This is a genomic window from Parabacteroides chongii, assembly GCF_029581355.1.
Lineage (GTDB): Bacteria > Bacteroidota > Bacteroidia > Bacteroidales > Tannerellaceae > Parabacteroides > Parabacteroides chongii.
Window position 1 is genome coordinate 1,301,021 of the sequence record NZ_CP120849.1, and the last position, 20,693, is coordinate 1,321,713.

Here is a 20,693-nt window from a genome sequence, read left to right on the forward strand (position 1 = left end):
CCGGACAGTGTCATTGCTCTGTGATCAACAGGACAGTGCTTTCATACGTATTCCCGATCTTCAGGCTGATACCGGCATTCATCAGATAATCGCCGGGGAAGACCTGGCCGTCTCCATAAAAGGTACTGTCTCCGGCTTTGTTCAATTCAGTAATCTTATACATTTTAGCCGGATCCAGTCCTTTCAGCTTGGTCTCAAAGAATGTTGTACGTCCGTGGTATTTCAGGCTGTAAGCAAAAAATACCGATTCCTTCTTATCTTTCGATATATACATATGCGAAGCCCATCCGTTTCCGTCGTAAGGAGATTTGAGACGATAGAGGTCGCCCAGCTGTACGATCGGACGGATACGTTTATAGTTCCTGATAGCCTGTTCTGCAAAAGGCAGTTCATCGCCGGTCAGATCCTTCGGCTGCAACTCCATTCCCAAACGGCCTGTCATGGCGACATCGAAGCGGAACTTCAGCGGAGCCATCATACCTGTCTGATGGTTCGGAGTGGTCGACACGTGTGATGCAGTGGCTTTTGCCGGAAAGAAAAGGTTTGTGCTGTATTGGATAAATATACGGTCGAGCGAGTTGGTATTATCGCTGGCCCAAAACTCATCGTGATATTTCAAAGCACCGAAGTCCAGACGACCGCCACCGGAAGAACACAACTGAATCATAACATCCGGATGTTTTTCACGAATCCGTTCATAAGCACTGTACAATCCTTTTGTATACTCGATCCAAAAGTGGGTCTGATTTTCTTTCGACAAATATTCGGAACCGAAGTTATCGACATGACGGTTTGCGTCCCATTTAATATAGGAAATATGGGGAGACAGGGCAATCACATCGTCGAAAGTCTTTACCACAAAGTCCTGTACAGCCGGATTACTCAGGTCGAGCAACCATTGGTTACGCATCGGGATAATATCCCGCTTGCCGCTCTTCACGATCCATTCCGGATGCTTTTCCGCCAATTCGCTCTTCGGGCTTACCATTTCCGGTTCAATCCAGATACCGAATTTCAGACCTTTATTTACAGCGTATTTCGCCAGGTAGTCGATACCACGCGGCAGTTTCTTCTTATTCACCTGCCAGTCACCCAAGCCGACTTTATCCGAATTGCGCGGATACTTATTGGCAAACCAGCCATCGTCTAATACGAACATCTCGACACCGAACCCGGCAGCATCATCGATCATATCCGTGATCGTCTTCTCTGTAAAGTCAAAATAGGCACCTTCCCAACTGTTCAGCACGATCGGCAATTCCTGATTGCCATGAGCCAGTGCATAGTTACGCGACCAGTCATGCAGGTTTCTGGAAACTTGCCCTTTACCGGCAGAGCTGTAAGTCCATACCATCTCCGGAGTTTGCAAGACTTTACCCGGTTCCAGGTTATAAGTAGAGGCAAAATTATTCATGCCGGTCAGTATATGCAGCATGCCGCATTCATCTATTTCAAAAGAATTCAGATAATTTCCCGACCAGGCGAGGGAACCGCCATAGACTTCACCCATATCTTCATAAGCCGGTCCGTTCAGAGAAAGCAAGAAAGAAGAGTTTTCAGACTGTGTAGTCCGTACCCCTTTCTTAGACTCTATCCGTTTGACACCGGGAGTCAGTTGTTCTTCCACCAACTGCATTTCGGAAGCCCATGCACCATGGAAATGCGTCAGATAATAGGAATCTGCATGTAAAGGGAGATAAGCGGAAGATATATTTTCGACTGCCAGACGGCTATTTTCCTGATGGGAGACCGAAACAGACTGGCAGATCACATTCTCTTTCTGATAAGCAACGAAGTTCAGATCGACAAAAACCGGATACAAAGGATCTTTCAGCCGGATCACTGTTTCGACTCTGTTAGCATCGACATTCTTTACCGAATGGTCTGCATATATTAATTCGGTAGTCTGAACACCGTCGGTATGTGTCAGCTTCAGTGCCGGATTCAGGAAAAGACGTCCTCCGTAAGCAGGATAGATTGCCGGAGCATAACCTATACCATTATCCGGTTGTTCTTTATACTTCTTAGTAAGGAAAGGGGAAACATGCTGGAACTTATCTCCAAAATAGTTATATACTACCTTTTTATCCGGAGAGATAGAAAAGACCATATTTAAGTCGTTCGTAGAGACGGATATGATATCCGCTTCTTTCTCCTGGGAAGAAACATTCATACACCCCAGTAAGAGGGCTACAGTTAACAATAGTGCTTTCATGTCTATCTGTTTTATTTTATTTATTCAAGGTTGATGGTGCAAACTAAGCCAATAAACAGATGTACGGAAAGCACGGATTCGCCAATTATTTGTATTTATGCACTTAATTCATAGAGAATTAACAGGAATGCAACATTTACGTCATTTTTTGACGCATTTATTACAAGGGTAAAAACAAAAAAAGGTTTGCATCCATAAATGCAAACCCCTATAAAACATTAAAGGCTGTCTCACGACAACCCCTAACCAACTTTGTTAACCTTAAATCTAATACTATTATGAAAAAACCACAATGCAAAGATAATCCCTAAACAAGGGTTTGTCAAGTCTTTTACAGACAATATATGTTAAGCCTTGCGAGCTTTGTAGCTAAAAATTGTTTCCGAACACAAATCTTTATACATTACAGACAAAAACTGCTAAATTTAACAGTTAAGCGAGACAATTCATAAAGAAAGGCGCTCTTTAAGCAACCAGTATACATACAAAAAACGCAATACAACTATCATACTATCATTTTTAGACTTAGATGCCATATTATTAATACATTACATTATGATAGTTACTGTTTTCAACTATCATTCAACCATCATGCATCTATCATCATCCATTAAAAAAACAGAAAAGACTATAGTCTTTTTAGATAAAGTATATAACTAAAAATCAGCAAAGTAGTAGATAATTTCGTTTGCCACCCGGGTCTCAATGATCCCGACACCCGGATGTGAGCATCGTCGAGATGGGGGTGTGAAAAGAGGTGAGACCGGCATCCCAGCAAGTAAGAGTAAGTACTTTCATGAAAATATACTATAGCTTTGATGAAAATATACTATAGCTTTTGGAGAAAAAGCAGGAGGGACGCGAAGAATGCACCCCCCTATAAACAATTAAAGCCTGTCTCACGACAAGCCCTAACCAACTTTGTTAACCTTAAATCTAATACTATTATGAAAAAACCACGATGCAAATATACAGCTTAATCCAAATTTGTCAAGGGGTTTTATGCTAAATCATGTTTCGCGTCGCATAAGAAAAGCTAACAAGTTTCAATATGTTTGTTTTTTGCTTCCGAAGTGTTAAAATAAACACTTTTAGTTCCTATTTCTTCCTTAATATGCGTTGCGCACAGTCAGATAATACAACGATCGCTCCCGCAATAATAGCCGTGTCTTTGATCACCAGACGACCTGCTCCTGCAAGCAGAGGGAAACCGTGTTCGCCGCTTCCCAGGTCCGGTACCCATACCTCCGGCGTAGTGACGAGAAACGACAAGGTACCTATTGTCATTATAATGGCCAATAAGGAACCCACCAGTCCAATTTTCGGAGAAAAGATACCCAGGAAGGTTAAGATACCGATTGCCATGATCATAATACCCAGTCCATGAGAGAAACCATACGTATTATTTTCTACATGCCACTGATGTTTAGCTTCGTTGAATTCACCTTCTTTCAGTTTATACTCTTTGTACTCCGGTGCACTTTTGGTATAGAAAAAGCTCATAAACGGGCTGTTTGCCACGAAAGGAACAATTCCTTCTGCTTCATAGTTCCAGAACTTCAGTCCGCCGATCCATACGAAGATGATCAGGATAGCTATGCGGATCAGGTTAATACCCAGTTTCTGTGAAGAAGCTGCCAGGTTCAGAAATGTGTCGAATAAATCTTTTAGTTTAGTAGTCATGTCTTTCTTTATTTATCAGTTTAACTTATGATGCAAAGGTCTGACATTTCTACCCTATGGGAAATGGCAATTCTACCGGATAATTTGACAATTATTCCCTAAGACGCAATAAAGCCGGTTAACAGAGGCACATTTCCTCGCTAACCGGCCTTATTACAACGAATTATTTTTAATTGCGGATGCCCAGTTCTACCAGTTTCTGTTCGTCCAAAGCATACTTCCGTTCGATGCTCTGCAACAAATCTTCATTGATATTCAGCGGGCGGTTCAGCTTTTTCATTTCACGATATCCCTTATATACGTGGGTAATCATCTTACGTGGATTGAAAACCAGTGATGAAGTGATCCAACAGCCATGCGTACACCAGCAGTTGGCCGTGTCGCCATGACCGATAGCAGCAATCTCCTGCTTCATGGCATCACTCTGCATGATCTTACTGATATTGCAATCGTAATCCTTCACATTGCCGAGCGGCTCACGAAGCTCACAGGCACGGAAACGACCGTCGTAGTCGATAACCAATGTTGTTTCCCCCGCCGTACAGTCCATCCCCCAGGGTGTCGGATGATCGATATTGGTTGCACGTATATTATATAATGTACGGATAAAGCCCAAATAGAAGAAACGGGCGATCGGCTTCCTGAAACCGCCGGTTTCTTCCGCCATCCGTTCACCATATACATTATAAATAGGTACAACCTGATCCTGCAAAGCACGCAAGGTAGGCTCGGTAAGTACTTTCACTCCATCGTCGCGTGTCATTCCGCGGGCCGCTTCGATGATATGGTTGGAAAGATGGAAACGTCCCAACATCCACAACATTAAGTCCTGCACCTCTTCCAGGTTATATTTTGTAATAACAGTGGCCAAATTCTTCAGCACTCTGCCATCATCGGCAAAATTCTTTTCAATCAGTTTCAAAGTCCCCATTGCCTTATAGAAGTTACCGGGAACGCCGCGCTGTATATCGTGTGTATCACCGAAACCATCCAGTGAAAGGCTCAGATTGATATTCAGTTCCGGACAATTCCGGCGGATTTGTTTTACCCAGGCAACGATCCGGTCCGGCTTCAAGCCGTTGGTAGGAATGTTGACATCCTTTATCTCATTGTTCTTATAGAACATTTCTATGATCTCGGGAAGCTCCTCGCGTAGAGTCGGTTCACCGCCGGAAACCCATAAGCGGTTAAATTGTCCGGCCGTTTCAGATATTTTCTTTATCTCATCAAAGGTCAGGTCTTTTTCCTTTTTATCCATGTCTTCCGCATAGAAGCACATTTTGCATTTTGCATTACATCGTCCTGTGACAAACAGGAAAACAGATTCTAATTTTCTGTTTGTGCTCATTGTTCTGAAAGAGCTCTTTGTTCGTTTTGTACCCATCGTTATTTTCTATTAGAATTCTCTATTAGTATTAGCTTTCATTTCTTATTGAGCAGATAGACAAATATATACCTTCGCAGCTAAAGCTACCGGCCAGACTTGAAAACATTCGCAAATTTCAACTATTATACAGCACCAAACAATCTCCATTTGTGGGATTCGATGTTCTATATTTAAGATTATCGCACGACAAGTCTAAATAGTTTTATATTTGCACAATCAAATAGTGGAGATAACAACATGGAAGACAACATTCCTAAATTCGACATTCCTCTGGATTTTATTGTCGGAGACAGCATTACGGGTGAAATATTAAATCAGTACGGTCGCTTCCCCTGCAAGATCAAAGCCGGTGTTTTTGTGCTTTGCGTACAGGGCAGTGTACAGGCCACCGTCAACCTGACAAAATTTATTATCAAACCCAATGATTTCATTACGCTTCCTCCGGGATGTTTTATCCAGATACACGAAGTATCCGACGATGTCAAACTGTGTTTTGCCGGATTCTCTTCTACGTTTGTGAGTCATATCAACTATATCAAAACTATCACGAACTATCTGCCCGTTATCTTCGACAGTCCGGTCATGCCTTTACCGGAGCAGGTTTCCCTGTTATACCAGGAGGCTTTTTCATTGCTGATCAAGGCGTATTCTTTGCCTAAGACCATCGAGAATAAAGAGATTATCAAGGCGATCTTCACCATTTTCATGCAGGGAGTGATCGAACTGTATAAACATCATACACCTTACAGCAATGCTCCGATGACACGCAACATGGAGATATGCCGTGAGTTCGTGCAGCTGGCAATGGAAAACTACACGAAAGAGCATAGCGTTTCTTATTATGCCAAGAGGCTTAACATTACCTTGCAACATTTCTGTTATGTGATAAAGAAAGTCAGCGGTCGGACGGCGTTGGATATCCTGAGCAATATCATCATCATGGATGCGAAGGCACAGCTTAAATCGACCGATATGCCGGTTAAGAAGATCGCATTCGCCCTGGGGTTCGACAACCTGTCGTTCTTCAATAAATATTTCAGACAACACGTGGGAATGACTCCCCAGGAATACAGGGAGAGCTAAAAAAGGGATATGCCGAATGCAAACCCCTATAAACAATTAAAGCCTGTCTCACGACAAGCCCTAACCAACTTTGTTAACCTTAAATCTAATACTATTATGAAAAAACCACAGTACAAAGATACGGGTATTCTCCAACTTGTCAATAGTTAAAATGCTAATTAGTGTTGTACAGCACATAAGAAAGGCTAACAAGATTCAAGATATTTATTATTAGATTTCGAAATGTTAAAATGAAGGCAAAAAGAGAGAGGCGCTGCATAAAGCAACGCCTCTCAAGCTATACATTATATATGTATATTAGTCTTGTAATTTAGCAGCAATAAATTCGCGGTTCAGGCGAGCGATGTTGCTGACAGAGATATTCTTCGGACATTCCATTTCGCAAGCACGCGTGTTGGTACAGTTACCGAAGCCCAGTTCGTCCATCTTGGCAACCATTGCTTTTGCACGGCGAGTCGCTTCGACCTTACCCTGAGGTAACAGAGCCAGCTGGCTAACCTTTGCAGAAACGAACAGCATAGCCGAACCGTTCTTACAAGCAGCAGCACAAGCACCACAACCGATACATGCAGCAGCATCCATAGCCATTTCAGCGTCTGCACGAGGGATAGCGATTGAGTTGGCATCAGGTACACCACCAGTGTTCACTGAAACGAAACCACCTGCCTGGATGATTTTATCGTAAGCATAACGGTCTACCATCAAGTCGCGGATTACCGGGAAACCGGCAGAACGCCACGGTTCGATCGTGATTGTTTCGCCATCGTTAAAACGACGCATGTACAACTGGCAAGTAGTAGCACCTGTTGCCGGTCCGTGCGGATGTCCGTTTACATACAATGAACACATACCGCAGATACCTTCACGACAGTCGTGGTCGAATACGATCGGCTCTTTACCTTCACTGACCAAACGTTCATTCAAAATGTCTAACATTTCCAGGAAAGAAACACTCTGATTGATTTTGTCTATTTGGTAAGTCTCAAATTGTCCTTTATCTTTCGGACTTTTCTGACGCCAAACTTTAAGTGTTACTTTTATATCTTTATCCATGATTCTAATTTTTGTGATTGATGATTATTACTTCTTGTAGTTACGTGTTTGAGGAACAACGAACTGATAGTTCAAATCTTCCTTCAGCATAACCGGGTCTTTGTCTTCACCCTGGTATTCCCAACAAGATACGTACATGAACTTATCGTCATGACGCAGGGCTTCGCCTTCCTCGGTCTGATGCTCTGTACGGAAGTGTCCTCCACAAGATTCGGCACGATCCAACGCATCGTGTGCCATCAATGTACCAATCTCAATAAAGTCAGCCAAACGCAATGCTTTATCCAACTCTACGTTCAGATTATCGGCTTCTCCCGGGATATATACATTACTCCAAAACTCTTTCTTCAGGTCTTTCAACATCTGGATCGCTTCCTGCAAACCTTTTGCATCACGTGCCATACCTACGTGTTCCCACATAATATGACCCAATTTCTTATGGATAGAATCTACCGACTCTTTACCCTTTATACTCATCAATTTCTTGATACGGTCTTTGATTCCCTTTTCAGCTTCTGCAAACTCAGGCAGGTCGGTGCTGAAACGCGGAACCTGGATCTGATCTGACAGATAGTTTTGGATTGTATAAGGCAATACAAAGTAGCCATCGGCCAATCCCTGCATCAACGCAGAAGCACCCAGACGGTTAGCTCCGTGGTCAGAGAAGTTAGCTTCACCGATAGCGAACAGACCCGGAATAGAAGTCATCAATTCATAGTCAACCCACAGACCACCCATCGAGTAGTGCAATGCAGGATAAATCATCATCGGAGTTTCATATGGATCGTCGTTGGTAATTTCTTCGTACATGTCGAACAAGTTACCATATTTAGCTTTCACAACATCCTTACCCAGACGGTTGATAGCGTCGGAGAAATCAAGGAATACGGCCAAACCTGTGTTGTTCACACCGAAACCGGCGTCACAACGTTCTTTAGCAGCACGTGAAGCCACGTCACGCGGAACCAGGTTACCGAATGCCGGATAACGGCGTTCCAGATAGTAGTCGCGGTCTGCTTCAGGAATATCTTTACCTTTCTTAGTTCCGGCCTGTAATGCTTTTGCATCTTCCAGTTTCTTCGGAACCCATATACGACCGTCGTTACGCAATGATTCAGACATCAAAGTCAACTTAGACTGATAGTCACCTTTCACCGGTACACAAGTTGGGTGGATCTGCACCATACAAGGGTTAGCGAAATAAGCACCTTTCTTGTAGCACTGCCATGCAGCAGAACCGTTGGAAGCCATTGCGTTGGTAGACAGGAAGAATGTATTTACATAACCACCTGTTGCAACCACTACGGCGTGAGCAGAGAAACGTTCGATCTTACCGGTGATCAGGTTACGGGCAATGATACCGCGAGCACGGCCATCCACCTTAACAACGTCCAGCATTTCGTGACGAGTGTACATCTTTACTTTGTTCAAACCGATCATACGGCTCAAAGCAGAGTAAGCACCCAATAACAACTGCTGTCCGGTCTGACCGCGGGCATAGAACGTACGGGATACCTGAGCACCACCGAATGAACGGTTATCCAGCAGACCACCGTATTCGCGAGCGAAAGGAACACCCTGTGCCACGCACTGGTCGATAATAGAATTTGACACTTCAGCCAGACGATAAACGTTTGCTTCGCGGGCACGGTAGTCACCACCTTTAATTGTATCGTAGAACAGACGGTAAACCGAGTCACCATCATTCTGATAATTCTTTGCAGCATTGATACCACCCTGTGCAGCGATAGAGTGTGCACGACGGGGAGAATCCTGGATACAGAAATTCAATACATTGAATCCCATTTCAGCCAGAGAGGCAGCAGCAGAAGCACCGGCCAGACCAGTACCAACTACAATTACGTCCAGGCGACGTTTGTTTGCGGGATTCACCAGTTTCTGATGATCTTTATAATTTTTCCACTTCTCAGCCAACGGGCCCTGAGGGATTTTAGAATCTATCTGAGTCATAATGATTTATTTTCAATTGTTACACCTTAAATTAATGTCCTGCACAAACAGCTACATAATCACCGCCTACACCATTCAGGTAGAATACGATAGTAATAATAGCAAAGATCACGCAAATAGCAGTTGCTACGATCTTTGAAATGCAGATCCAACGGTTCATCCAGATTGTGTTGTTCCAACCGATTGTCTGGATAGCGCTCCAGAATCCGTGAGTCAGGTGGAACCACAAAGCTACATACCATACCAGGTAAAGAACTGTGTTCAGGATATTATCCTGGAAGTAGTAGTTGATAAACGCTGCACCGTCCTGAGGAGATACGGTAGTCGTTCCATCGCAAAGAGTTACTGTGTGATTGCCCAGAAGTTCAGCGAACATCATCTTATACCAGAACTGGCTGAAGTGCAACACCAGGAACAGGACAATAATAATACCCAGTACCAGCATGTTCTGAGATGCCCATTCTACCCCTTTCGGACGAGCGTTGATTGCATAACGGTCGTTACCGCGAGCCTTACGGTTCTGGAGTGTAAGAAGAACTGCATACACAAAGTGAATCACAACGCCTGCTGCCAACACCAATGTTGCTGCAACGGCATACCAATTAGCTCCCAACAATGAGCAAATCATGTTATAGGCTTCTCCCGAGAAAGCAGCCGCCACATTCATTGACAAGTGGAACAATAAGAACAAAACAAGAAAAAGCCCTGTAATACTCATTATCAGCTTTTTCCCGATAGAAGAATTAAGTAACCACATAAGATAATAATTTAAGTTATTTAATTGTTTTTAAAGATTCGTTTCAACTAGCTTAATTGTCACGCAAAGGTATGCTAAATACACGTATCACGCAAACGATTAAAGAAATATTTCGCCAATTCAAGCCATACATATCGGGAGTAGTAAAACACGGCATTTAATCAAGACAGAATTTAACTAAAATGTAATCTGTGCGCACCTGCTTTTTCATATCTTCGTAAAATAATTAGAAGATTGCATGTTACAACGTAAAACACTAAGCATCTTATTGATAATGCTTATAACATCAGCTGTTCACGCCCTGCAGAAAGACAGTTTGATATTCATAAATTCGGAGAATGAGTTTGAAACCGCTTACAACAAAATATCAGAGAATAAAGTATACCGAATGCTGTGCGTCCCGGTACCTCTTTTCGCCATATCGGCCATCACTTATGACCAGGGAGATAAGTTCCGGACACTGCGTAACACACATGTTCCCAATTTCCATTACAGATATGACGACTTCCTGCAATATGCCCCGCTGGCAGCCGTAATCGGGTTGAAACTGGGAGGTGTGGAAAGTCGCAGCTCATGGCCTCGCCTGCTTGTGTCGGATATATTAGCCGCCGGTATCATGGCAACGGCTGTCAACAGCATGAAATACACGATCAAACGGGAACGGCCGGACGGCTCGAAAAACAACTCATTTCCTTCGGGACATACGGCCACCGCTTTCATGGCGGCTACGATCATGCACCGGGAGTATGGGCTGACACGCAGTCCTTTATATAGTATAGGCGGATACACGGTCGCGACTGCCACCGCTTTCAGCCGTCAACTGAACAACCGGCATTGGTTGAGTGATGTACTGGCAGGAGCAGGTATCGGTGTCCTGTCCGCCGAACTGGGCTATTTCCTTGCCGACCTTATTTTCAAGGATAAGGGGCTGAACCTCCCGAATAAGCTACGGGAATCTGCCCCCAAAGGAGGGAGACCGTCTTTTCTTGAGTTCTCCGTCGGATACAGCATCATTAACGGGAGCATCGAGATCGGCAAGAACATACGGTTGAGTTCGCCGGGAGCAACCAATATGAGTGTGAAAGGCGGTTATTTCTTCAATCCCTATTTCGGTGTGGGAGGTGAAATTACGGCACTGGCAAGCCCGATGGCTTTTGACATGTCGTTATACACCGGAACAACCCCTTCAGCCAAATATGATATTGCACGTGTCCATGCAGACCCTACCGGTATCTTTTCTTTCACGACAGGACCTTACTTTTCCTTACCGGTAGCCGGCAAACTGCTTTTGGGAACAAAGTTTCAGGCAGGCTATTCCCATCTGGTGAAAAATGAAGTGGAAATGGATTTCGTTGAAAAAAAGGCTCCCTACACAACCCTCAACAATGTAGTATTCATGAAAGGCGGAAATAGCAGTAACTATATCCTGCGTACCGGCCTTTCAGCTATCGGAATCGTGAATCGCAACCTCGGGATCCGTATGTTCGTGGATTACGATTATACTTTTCTGAAAGCTCCCTACCAGTTATTGACCAGCCTCGCCGACGAAAAGCCGATCTATGGCGAATCCCATTTAAGTAAACACAAAATGCACTATTTCACGATCGGGGCAACAGTGACTGCCTTGTTCTGGTAATTCATCCCAAAGTAACATTATTAAGGAATAAAAAGATGAAATACTAATAAATACGAAATTACATAAAGTTTTACGACTTATTCGTATTTTATGTTACGAACATTTCGTATGTTTGCTTTATCAATATAAAAAGTGAATGCCATGAAAGCAAATGTATTAATGAAATGTACCCTGTTTTTAGTATTAGCAGGTTTACTCCAATCAGTCAGAGCCCAGCTACCCGCCGCCGAATATCAGCCGGGAACAGCCATCCTGACAGGGGATATAAAGAATTTCAATCCCGATCAGAACCTGGACATCCGCTGCGCTGCTCCCAACCTGATAATGATGCGGACAGATCCTATTTTCATACAGCCGGACAGTTCCGGTCATTTCCGTCAGTCCGTCGTACTAAAATACACGACTCAGGTAAGGGTTAAAATAGGAAAAGACTATCTGTACCTGCTGATGTCGCCCGATAATCAGGAATATCACCTTTCTATCGAAGCAAACGAAAAAGGGTCAAAAATGCCTATCCATATTTCCGGACCATACGCAGAGATCAACAATAGTTTCAATTTCAAACTGAAACGCCTGGCAGTAAACATGTTCGTTCCAACCACCTGCGACCTCACTCCCGACCAATACAAAGGGAAATGCCTGCAAGACCTGAATAAAATAAACACAGAAAACAACAGCCTTCCGGATATATGCCCGGAGGCTAAAAAGCTGATGGAACTGACCAATGCCTTCGAGTGTCTCGATAATTTATGCAGCTGCAAATATGCAATTATTTATTCCCGCATGCAAAAAGACAGTCTGCAACGTATGGAAGCATTCGGATTATACAAAGACTTCCGCTTACCCGACAATTATTTCGACTTTTTGAAAGAGATACCTTTGAATGAGCCGGATGCCTTGTTATGCTATAACTTCAGTTCGGCTATTCCTTTCCCAGGTTATTACGACACATATGTAGATGAAGATGAGTATAATAAATACATACTGGCAAATGCTCCGATGAGCCAGGAAGAAAAAGAGATGATCAAAGACTTTCTCGCTAAAAAATATACTACTGACAATTACCCTAAAGTAAACGAAGTAATGGCTATCAGCATGAAATACCAGTATATTTACCAAAAGAAACGGGAAAAGGACCTGGCAGAACTAAAAAAACAGCTCCCATTATTGACCGGAGAGGAACATCCGATGATCATGGAACTCGCCGACATCCGGTTTGCCCGTTTCCTCTTCATGGATTTCAAACCGTTAACCCCTGAATATGAAGCATATTACAAACAGTCTCTCACCAACCCACTATGTATCGCCTTACTGAACGATGCCAACGATAGCATGAAACCCAAAAAGAAAACCCAGCCCAAAGCCGGCTTCATCTTACGTGAAAATCCCGATTGCGCAGCCGATCAGGTGTTGAATGCCATCATCGAAAAGAATAAAGGGAAAATACAACTAATCGATATGTGGGCTACCTGGTGTGGCGGCTGCCGACAAACGATCAAAGAGTACGAACCTTTGAAGAAAGATTTTCCAAACGTCGCATTCGTCTATCTGACCAACGAGACTTCACCACTTGAATTATGGAAAACGCTGATCCCCGACATTGCAGGCGAACATTACCGGCTGGGTGCCGAACAATGGGGCTATTTGTGGAATCGCTTCAAACTGCAAGGTGTTCCTTATTATCTGATCATCGATGAAAAAGGAGAGATCAAAGACCAATTCATCTACACGAACAAGAAAGAGGCTCAAAAGAAATTAAGCGAATTAGTCAACCGTTAAGCCAGTAGAATTGAACTTTTTTAGCTATGTTTGCAAAAGTATAATTAAAAAAGTAATGAAAACACTGGTACACACAGAGAAAGAACATATCGAGGAGATCATCCGTAGCTGTGATGTCTGCTATGTCGGACTGGCAGATACGGATGGTACCCCTTACGTCATTCCTATGAACTTTGGCTATCAGAATGGTGTTATTTATTTACATTCAGCGCAGGAAGGCAGAAGTATCTCTATCCTGGAACGGAATCCGAAGGTGTGCGTCACCTTCAGCACCGACCACGACCTGGTATTCCAGCATCCCGAAGTTGCCTGCAGTTACCGCATGCGCTCCAAAAGTGTCATAGGCTGGGGGAAAGTACGGTTCGAAGAGGATTTTGACAAGAAAACAGAAGCGTTGAATATCATTATGAAGCAATACTCGGACAAAGAATTCCGTTATTCAGATCCGGCAGTAAAGAATGTAAAAATATGGCTGGTTGACCTCGATGAAGTAACATGTAAAGAGTTCGGGGCTCCACACGATAAATACAAAGCATAACAAAATAGAATTTATGAAGAATCTGTTAGCAATATTTTTAATGGTATTCCTGTTCGCTTCTTGTGAAGGCCCCGCAGGAAAAGACGGAGAAGGCATTTGGTGGCATGTGAGCGATCCAATAAAAGTGAACAGCAGTCAATGGGAATTAGGAGAGAATGCGGAAGGCGTTCCCTTTTACTTCTATGAATATAATATTAATAACCTGGATAAAGATGTCTATGACGGAGGAAAAGTTCAGGTTAGAATGTTCCTGGACTTTGATACCAATATAGAAGCCCTTACTCCTTTGGAACATACGGAACAACGACAGGATAAAGACGGCAACCAGTATAATGAAATATATGGTTACGAATATTACCCCGGAGGTATTATGATTACGGTTAAATTCGGAGATTTCATTGTCGACCAACGTCCGCCGACGCAGTATTTCCAAGTTGTTTTAAACTATTAAAAAGTACGCATATATCAGATATTTAATGTACTTTTGCCCAAAATAAGACTTTCAAAATAATGGGATTGCAAAAGCATAGCAAGGTACTGAATGAAACAGTAGAGAAGCTTTCGGACGAGAGCTCATACAAACAACTGTTCCATGCATACCGTGACGAAGAGGCATTACCTTCGGGAGAAGTACTGAAGGACATCATAGACCTGTGCCGCGCAATCCTGTTTCCGGGTTACTACGGGAATGCGCGGATCAGCAAACAAACGATCCGCTTCCATACCGGAGTGAACGTAGAAACCCTGCATACCTTACTCTGCCGGCAAATCTATGCCGGACTTTGCCTGGCCGATACCAGCTGTACTTCCTGCCCGGAAGAAAAAATACAAGCCCGCGCAGAAGCACTTACCGAAGCATTCATCGCAACCCTCCCGGAGATGCGAAGCCTGCTCGCAACCGATGCCGAAGCCGCCTACAACGGCGACCCCGCCGCACAAAACATCAGTGAAGTGATATTCTGCTATCCCGGGTTCCGTGCCATCTGCAACTACCGTATCGCACACCAGCTCTATAAGCTCCATGTCCCTTTCATCCCCCGTATGATCACCGAAATGGCTCATTCCGAGACAGGTATCGACATCCATCCGGGAGCTGAGATCGGGCACTATTTCTCTATCGACCACGGAACAGGAACCGTGATAGGCGAAACCAGTATCATCGGGAACCGCGTACGTATCTTCCAGGGCGTCAGCCTTGCCGGAGAGAAATTGCCGCCTGACGAAAACGGGAATGCTATCCGCGGTGTAGCCCGACATCCGATTCTGGAAGACGACGTAACCGTCTATTCCAATGCCACTTTGCTGGGCAGGATACGGATCGGCAAAGGAGCAACGGTCTGTGGTAACGTATGGATCACCGGAGATATTCCTTCCGGTGCTGTCATAACACAAAATAAAGTAACTAAATAATATCTTTTCTTACAACGCACACAAATGAACAACGAGACATTTGAAATGGTGGCCAAAACCCTGTACGGGTTAGAAGAAATACTGGCCGGTGAGTTATTAGCTGTAGGTGCCAACGACATAGAGATTGGCCGTCGAATGGTATCCTTCACAGGAGATAAAGAAGTCCTCTACAGAGCGAACTTCTGCTGCCGCACCGCCTTACGCATCCTGAAACCTATCTATCATTTTAAAGCAAAAGATGCCGACACGGTTTATAAGGAAGTGAAAAAGGTCGCATGGGAAAACTACATGTCACTGGATAAGACCTTCGCGATCGACTCCGTGATCTATTCGGAAGATTTCAATCACTCCAAATTCGTGGCTTACCGTACAAAAGATGCGATTGTCGACTACTTCATGGAGAAGCACAACAAACGTCCGTCCGTACGTGTAAATAATCCTGATTTATATATCAATATACATATCTCCCACAACGATTGTACCCTGTCTATCGACAGTTCGGGTGAGAGCCTCCACAAACGCGGCTACCGTGTGGAACAGACGGAAGCCCCACTGAACGAAGTACTGGCTGCCGGTATGATCCTGAAGACAGGCTGGAAAGGCGAGTCGAACTTCATCGACCCGATGTGCGGCTCCGGTACATTGCTGATAGAAGCCGCCATGATCGCCCTGAACATCGCTCCGGGTATCCACCGCAAAGAGTTCGCTTTCGAGAAATGGATCGACTTCGACCAGGAGCTGTTCGACCGTATCTATAACGATGAAAGCAATGAACGCGAGTTCACTTTCAAATGCTACGGATCGGATATCAACCCGGCAGCCATCGAGATTGCCCAAAAGAATATCCGCAGTGCCGGACTTGCTAAATACATCGACCTGAAAGTATTGCCTTTCCAGCAATATTCGGAAGCCCCGCAACCAGGTATCATGGTTACCAACCCACCTTATGGAGAACGTATTTCCACACGCGACCTGTTGGGACTGTATAACATGATCGGCGAACGTATCAAGCATGTATTCACTGGCTATAACGTATGGATACTCAGCTATAAAGACGAGTGTTTCGACAAAATAGGTCTACGCCCGAGCGAACGAATGAAGCTGATCAACGGCTCGCTCGACTGCGAATACCGTCGCTACGAAATATTTGAAGGTAAAAACAAAGATTACAAAAAAGCCCTAAACGAAGAGGGTACTGCAGAAACAACAACTCCGCAATCCAGGCCGACATTTCCGGAAAAGAAATATGACACTCGTCCTGCCGGTCGTCCGAACTTCAAAATGGATCGTTTAGACCGTCCGGAACGTCGTTTCGCTGCTGCCCATAGCGATAATGAAGACGAACGTATCGCAGCAATACCGGGAAAACGATTCTTTGGTGATGAACGCGGAGACGGACGTCCTGCCCGCAAACAATTCGGCGGTGATCGTCAATCGTTCAGCAAACCAGGCGAGAAACGTCCGGTTAAGATGCGCTACCGGGATGAAGACGACCGCCGCTCTGGCAACAGAAAGAGTTTCGGAGACAGAAAACGCGGAGAAGGTCGCCCATTCAAGAAACCGTTTAAAAGAGATAAAGATGAATTTGAAGATTAAGATTTTCCTGGTTCTTTGTGTGTTCGCTTTATCTACTCCTTTAAAAATGATGGCGCAAGACAAACAGTTTACCTTACACGACCTGATCCCGGGAGGAAAAACATACAGTCGTTTTGTTCCAGAGAACCGATCGGGATTGCAATGGGCCGGCGACATGTATATATATGTTGAAAAAAACATCGTAATAGGTGCCAAGCCGAAGCATTATCCGGAAATACGCGTCAGCCGTTCCGGACTGAACCAGGCGCTGCAGGCTGCCGGACTCGATTCAGTTGCCCGTATGCCGGTATTCTCTGTGCCTTACAAAGGACAACAGATATTGGCTTTTACCCATAAACAGCATCGTATTCATTACGATATGCAGGAACGGAAAGTTGTCGCCGATTATCAGCTGGATAAAGCGGGCAGCAACTATGAGTTCTGTCCGGCAAACAGTTACCTGGCATTTACGGACGGAAACAATATCAAAATCCTTTCACCTGACAACCAGACCCGCATTGTTACACGTGAAACAATGGACGGTGTTGTCTGCGGACAGGCTGTTCACCAGCGGGAATTTGGGATCAACAAAGGTCTGTTCTGGTCACCGAAAGGTTCTGCCCTGGCTTTTTACCGGATGGACGAAAGCATGGTTACCGATTATCCGATCGTGAATATCGATGCGCGTTGTGCCAAAGCAGAACCGCAAAAGTATCCGATGGCAGGCATGAAAAGCCATGAAGTAACGATCGGCGTCTATAACCTGTCAAACGGAGAAACAGTCTGGCTGCAAACCGGAACACCTAAAGAGAAGTATCTGACAAACATAGCTTGGAGCCCGGACGAAAAAAGCATCTACATTGCCGAGCTGAACCGCGACCAGAACGAAATGCACCTGGTCCGTTATTCCGCCCTGACCGGTGAAAAGGAAGCCGATCTGTTTACTGAAAAGAACGATCGGTACGTAGAGCCGCAACACCCGGTTCTCTTTCTCCCGAATGATCCGGAGAAGTTTATCTGGCAAAGTCAGCGCGACGGCTACAACCACCTCTATCTGTATGACACCAGTGGTAAGCTGCTCAAACAGCTGACCAAAGGAGACTGGATCGTAATGAATGTTTTGGGCTTCGACCCGAAAGGTGAAAACCTGTTCATCACGTCCACACAACCGCATCCGCTGAGTTCATTTAGTTACGGGACACCGCTAAACATCAACGGCTGGCGATTGGATATGAAGAAAGGAGAGACTCATCTGATATCCGGAGGCACAGGCTTACAGGGGGTACACAACCTCTCGATCAGCCCGGACGGGAAATATGCCATCGACAATTATTCCGCTCCCGATATTCCCCGAAAGATAGAGATCGTACAGACGAAAAATAGGAAAACAGTAGAAACCCTGCTGACAGCGAAAAACCCGTACGAAGGCTATGCCCTACCCGAGATAGAAGTCGGTACAATCAAAGCTGCCGACGGTGTAACGGATCTCAACTACCGCCTGGTCAAGCCGGTCGGATTGGATGAAAGCAAGAAATACCCCGCCATTATCTATGTGTACGGAGGTCCGCATGCCCAATTGATTACCGGCGACTTTATGAACGGCGGACGGGGATGGGATATCTATATGGCGCAACGCGGATACGTCATGCTGACGGTAGACAGCCGGGGATCGGCCAACCGCGGATTTGAATTTGAAAGCGTTATCCACCGCAACCTGGGTGTCAACGAGATGGCGGACCAGGTCAAAGGGGCAGACTTCCTCAAATCGCTTCCTTACGTGGATGCCGATCGCATCGGCGTACATGGCTGGAGCTACGGCGGTTTCATGACTACCAATCTGATGCTCTCCTATCCGGAAATATTCAAGGTTGGCGTAGCCGGCGGTCCGGTAATCGACTGGAGCAATTACGAGATCATGTACGGAGAACGGTATATGGACCGTCCGCAGGATAACCCTGAAGGATATAAGAATGCCAACATGAAGCTAAAAGCCGGCAATCTGAAAGGACATCTCCTGATGATTCATGGCGACATCGACCCTGTGGTCGTATGGCAGCACAGTTTGGGCTTTCTGAAAGCCTGTGTGGAGGCTGATACATATCCGGATTATTTCGTCTATCCACGCCATCAGCACAACGTGATCGGCAAAGACCGTCCGCATCTGTATGAAAAGATTACACGGTACTTTGACGACTACTTAAAATAGTTGACAGTTGACAAGTGACAGTTGACAGTTAAAATGCTTATTGTATCAAAACTGTCAACTGTCAACTGTCAACTGTCAACTAAATACATAAATTGTCAACTAAAAAACAACTATAAAATATGAACATTCTGTTATTAGGCTCCGGCGGCCGCGAACACGCAATAGCCTGGAAAATCGCCCAAAGTCCGAAAACGGACAAGTTATTTATTGCCCCCGGTAACGCAGGCACAGCCCAGGTAGGAACCAATGTTAATATCAAGGCAGACGATTTCCAGACCATCAAAGAATTCGTATTGGCCAACAACGTCAACATGGTAGTTGTAGGTCCGGAAGACCCACTGGTAAAAGGTGTTTACGACTTCTTCAAGAACGATGCTTCACTGGCAGGTATTCCTGTGATAGGTCCGTCGAAAGAAGGTGCACAGCTGGAAGGCAGCAAGGACTTCGCCAAAGCATTTATGATGCGCCACAACATCCCGACTGCCCGCTATAAAAGTATTTCTGCTGAAAACCTGGAAGAAGGATATGCTTTCCTTGAATCGCTAAAAGCTCCTTACGTGCTGAAAGCCGACGGTCTGGCGGCGGGTAAAGGCGTGCTGATCCTCGATACACTGGAAGAAGCGAAAAAGGAATTGGGCGATATGCTGAACGGAATGTTCGGCGACGCCAGCAAGACAGTCCTTATCGAAGAGTTCATGACAGGTATCGAATGCTCTGTATTCGTCATGACCGACGGGACAAACTACAAAGTGCTCCCGGTAGCCAAAGACTATAAACGTATCGGCGAAGGCAACACAGGTCTCAACACAGGTGGTATGGGTGCCGTTTCTCCCGTCCCGTTTGCCGATGAAGCCTATATGGCAAAGGTGGATGAACAAATCATCCGTCCGACCATCGAAGGACTGAAAGCGGAAGGTATCGACTATAAAGGTTTCATCTTCCTCGGCCTGATCAACGAGAACGATCCGAAGGTGATCGAATACAACTGCCGCATGGGCGACCCGGAAACAGAAGTAGTCATGCTCCGTATCCAAAGCGACCTGGTAGACCTGCTGGAAGGTATAGCCGAAGGCAACCTTGACAGCCGCACCCTGGTTCACGACCCGCGTGCAGCCGTTACAGTTATGCTGGTAAGCGGCGGATATCCCGAAGCGTATGAAAAAGGCAAAATAATCTACGGACTGGATGACGTGCCATCCGACAATATCCTTTTCCACGCCGGTACCGTTGCAGCCAGCGGTCGCATCCTGACTAATGGCGGACGCGTCATTGCCGTCAGCTCTTACGGAGCCAACAAAGAAGAAGCTCTGGCCCGCTCTTTTGCCGGTGCGAAGAAGATCTTATTCGACAAGAAATATTTCCGGAGCGATATCGGGTTCGATTTGTAAAAACAATCAAGA

15 protein-coding genes are annotated in these 20,693 nt (G+C 45.0%); 9 read left to right on the plus strand and 6 right to left on the minus strand.

Annotated features, from left to right (window positions below):
- Positions 1 to 10 precede the first annotated feature (10 nt).
- The 3 genes from P3L47_RS05170 to P3L47_RS05180 form a co-directional block, all read right to left on the minus strand.
- Positions 11 to 2,215, minus strand: coding sequence for an alpha-galactosidase (locus tag P3L47_RS05170; protein ID WP_277782907.1), 2,205 nt, complete (start codon positions 2,213 to 2,215; stop codon positions 11 to 13).
- Between the two features lie 1,098 nt (positions 2,216 to 3,313).
- Positions 3,314 to 3,898, minus strand: coding sequence for a DUF417 family protein (locus P3L47_RS05175; RefSeq protein WP_277782908.1), 585 nt, complete (start codon positions 3,896 to 3,898; stop codon positions 3,314 to 3,316).
- Positions 3,899 to 4,067: 169 nt separating this feature from the next.
- Positions 4,068 to 5,282, minus strand: coding sequence for a radical SAM protein (locus tag P3L47_RS05180; protein WP_277782909.1), 1,215 nt, complete (start codon positions 5,280 to 5,282; stop codon positions 4,068 to 4,070).
- Positions 5,283 to 5,522: 240 nt separating this feature from the next.
- Here P3L47_RS05180 and P3L47_RS05185 point away from each other — a divergent pair, with 240 nt between their 5' ends.
- Positions 5,523 to 6,368: a helix-turn-helix domain-containing protein gene (locus tag P3L47_RS05185; RefSeq protein WP_122362169.1), complete on the plus strand. Its 846-nt coding sequence runs from the start codon at positions 5,523 to 5,525 to the stop codon at positions 6,366 to 6,368.
- Positions 6,369 to 6,665: 297 nt separating this feature from the next.
- Here the strand turns inward: P3L47_RS05185 and P3L47_RS05190 are convergent, their stop codons facing one another.
- Genes P3L47_RS05190 through P3L47_RS05200 form a run of 3 tightly spaced genes read right to left on the minus strand, consistent with a single transcriptional unit; the run spans position 6,666 to position 10,149 of the window.
- A complete protein-coding gene (locus tag P3L47_RS05190) occupies positions 6,666 to 7,421 on the minus strand; it encodes a succinate dehydrogenase/fumarate reductase iron-sulfur subunit (protein WP_129731114.1) in 756 nt (251 codons plus the stop codon).
- Between the two features lie 27 nt (positions 7,422 to 7,448).
- Positions 7,449 to 9,392 (minus strand): fumarate reductase/succinate dehydrogenase flavoprotein subunit, encoded by a 1,944-nt coding sequence (locus P3L47_RS05195; RefSeq protein ID WP_075559508.1) that lies wholly within the window; start codon positions 9,390 to 9,392, stop codon positions 7,449 to 7,451.
- 31 nt (positions 9,393 to 9,423) lie between these two features.
- Entirely contained in the window at positions 9,424 to 10,149 is a 726-nt protein-coding gene (locus P3L47_RS05200; protein WP_277782910.1) for a succinate dehydrogenase/fumarate reductase cytochrome b subunit, read from the minus strand.
- 274 nt (positions 10,150 to 10,423) lie between these two features.
- On the opposite strand from P3L47_RS05200, the gene P3L47_RS05205 reads away from it, so the two are divergent.
- The 8 genes from P3L47_RS05205 to purD all read left to right on the plus strand — a co-directional run bounded on the left by P3L47_RS05205 (position 10,424) and on the right by purD (position 20,681).
- Positions 10,424 to 11,785 carry a phosphatase PAP2 family protein gene (locus P3L47_RS05205; protein WP_277782911.1) on the plus strand — a complete coding sequence of 454 codons (1,362 nt, stop codon included), beginning with the start codon at positions 10,424 to 10,426 and terminating at the stop codon, positions 11,783 to 11,785.
- A gap of 141 nt (positions 11,786 to 11,926) precedes the next feature.
- Positions 11,927 to 13,564, plus strand: coding sequence for a TlpA family protein disulfide reductase (locus P3L47_RS05210; protein WP_277782912.1), 1,638 nt, complete (start codon positions 11,927 to 11,929; stop codon positions 13,562 to 13,564).
- 55 nt (positions 13,565 to 13,619) lie between these two features.
- A complete protein-coding gene (locus P3L47_RS05215) occupies positions 13,620 to 14,102 on the plus strand; it encodes a pyridoxamine 5'-phosphate oxidase family protein (protein WP_122362164.1) in 483 nt (160 codons plus the stop codon).
- Positions 14,103 to 14,115: 13 nt separating this feature from the next.
- Entirely contained in the window at positions 14,116 to 14,553 is a 438-nt protein-coding gene (locus P3L47_RS05220; protein WP_122362163.1) for a hypothetical protein, read from the plus strand.
- Between the two features lie 59 nt (positions 14,554 to 14,612).
- Entirely contained in the window at positions 14,613 to 15,512 is a 900-nt protein-coding gene (locus P3L47_RS05225; RefSeq protein ID WP_122362162.1) for a serine O-acetyltransferase, read from the plus strand.
- Positions 15,513 to 15,536: 24 nt separating this feature from the next.
- The gene (locus tag P3L47_RS05230; protein WP_277782913.1) at positions 15,537 to 17,108 is read left to right on the plus strand and encodes a THUMP domain-containing class I SAM-dependent RNA methyltransferase; all 1,572 of its coding nucleotides are present in this window, start codon (positions 15,537 to 15,539) and stop codon (positions 17,106 to 17,108) included.
- Complete coding sequence (locus tag P3L47_RS05235) at positions 17,092 to 19,293, plus strand: S9 family peptidase (protein ID WP_277782914.1); 2,202 nt, start codon at positions 17,092 to 17,094, stop codon at positions 19,291 to 19,293. Before P3L47_RS05230 ends, P3L47_RS05235 begins: the two co-directional genes overlap by 17 nt.
- Positions 19,294 to 19,412: 119 nt before the next feature.
- Complete coding sequence (gene purD, locus P3L47_RS05240; RefSeq protein WP_277782915.1) at positions 19,413 to 20,681, plus strand: phosphoribosylamine--glycine ligase; 1,269 nt, start codon at positions 19,413 to 19,415, stop codon at positions 20,679 to 20,681.
- The last annotated feature ends 12 nt before the right edge of the window (positions 20,682 to 20,693 follow it).

What these genes read in the sequence shown, in the direction of transcription:
- P3L47_RS05170 (WP_277782907.1), bottom strand. Translation starts at nt 2,215, where the DNA reads ATGAAAGCACTATTGTTAACTGTAGCCCTCTTACTGGGGTGTATGAAT.
- P3L47_RS05175 (WP_277782908.1), bottom strand. Translation starts at nt 3,898, where the DNA reads ATGACTACTAAACTAAAAGATTTATTCGACACATTTCTGAACCTGGCA.
- P3L47_RS05180 (WP_277782909.1), bottom strand. Translation starts at nt 5,282, where the DNA reads ATGGGTACAAAACGAACAAAGAGCTCTTTCAGAACAATGAGCACAAAC.
- P3L47_RS05185 (WP_122362169.1), top strand. Translation starts at nt 5,523, where the DNA reads ATGGAAGACAACATTCCTAAATTCGACATTCCTCTGGATTTTATTGTC.
- P3L47_RS05190 (WP_129731114.1), bottom strand. Translation starts at nt 7,421, where the DNA reads ATGGATAAAGATATAAAAGTAACACTTAAAGTTTGGCGTCAGAAAAGT.
- P3L47_RS05195 (WP_075559508.1), bottom strand. Translation starts at nt 9,392, where the DNA reads ATGACTCAGATAGATTCTAAAATCCCTCAGGGCCCGTTGGCTGAGAAG.
- P3L47_RS05200 (WP_277782910.1), bottom strand. Translation starts at nt 10,149, where the DNA reads ATGTGGTTACTTAATTCTTCTATCGGGAAAAAGCTGATAATGAGTATT.
- P3L47_RS05205 (WP_277782911.1), top strand. Translation starts at nt 10,424, where the DNA reads ATGCTTATAACATCAGCTGTTCACGCCCTGCAGAAAGACAGTTTGATA.
- P3L47_RS05210 (WP_277782912.1), top strand. Translation starts at nt 11,927, where the DNA reads ATGAAAGCAAATGTATTAATGAAATGTACCCTGTTTTTAGTATTAGCA.
- P3L47_RS05215 (WP_122362164.1), top strand. Translation starts at nt 13,620, where the DNA reads ATGAAAACACTGGTACACACAGAGAAAGAACATATCGAGGAGATCATC.
- P3L47_RS05220 (WP_122362163.1), top strand. Translation starts at nt 14,116, where the DNA reads ATGAAGAATCTGTTAGCAATATTTTTAATGGTATTCCTGTTCGCTTCT.
- P3L47_RS05225 (WP_122362162.1), top strand. Translation starts at nt 14,613, where the DNA reads ATGGGATTGCAAAAGCATAGCAAGGTACTGAATGAAACAGTAGAGAAG.
- P3L47_RS05230 (WP_277782913.1), top strand. Translation starts at nt 15,537, where the DNA reads ATGAACAACGAGACATTTGAAATGGTGGCCAAAACCCTGTACGGGTTA.
- P3L47_RS05235 (WP_277782914.1), top strand. Translation starts at nt 17,092, where the DNA reads ATGAATTTGAAGATTAAGATTTTCCTGGTTCTTTGTGTGTTCGCTTTA.
- purD (WP_277782915.1), top strand. Translation starts at nt 19,413, where the DNA reads ATGAACATTCTGTTATTAGGCTCCGGCGGCCGCGAACACGCAATAGCC.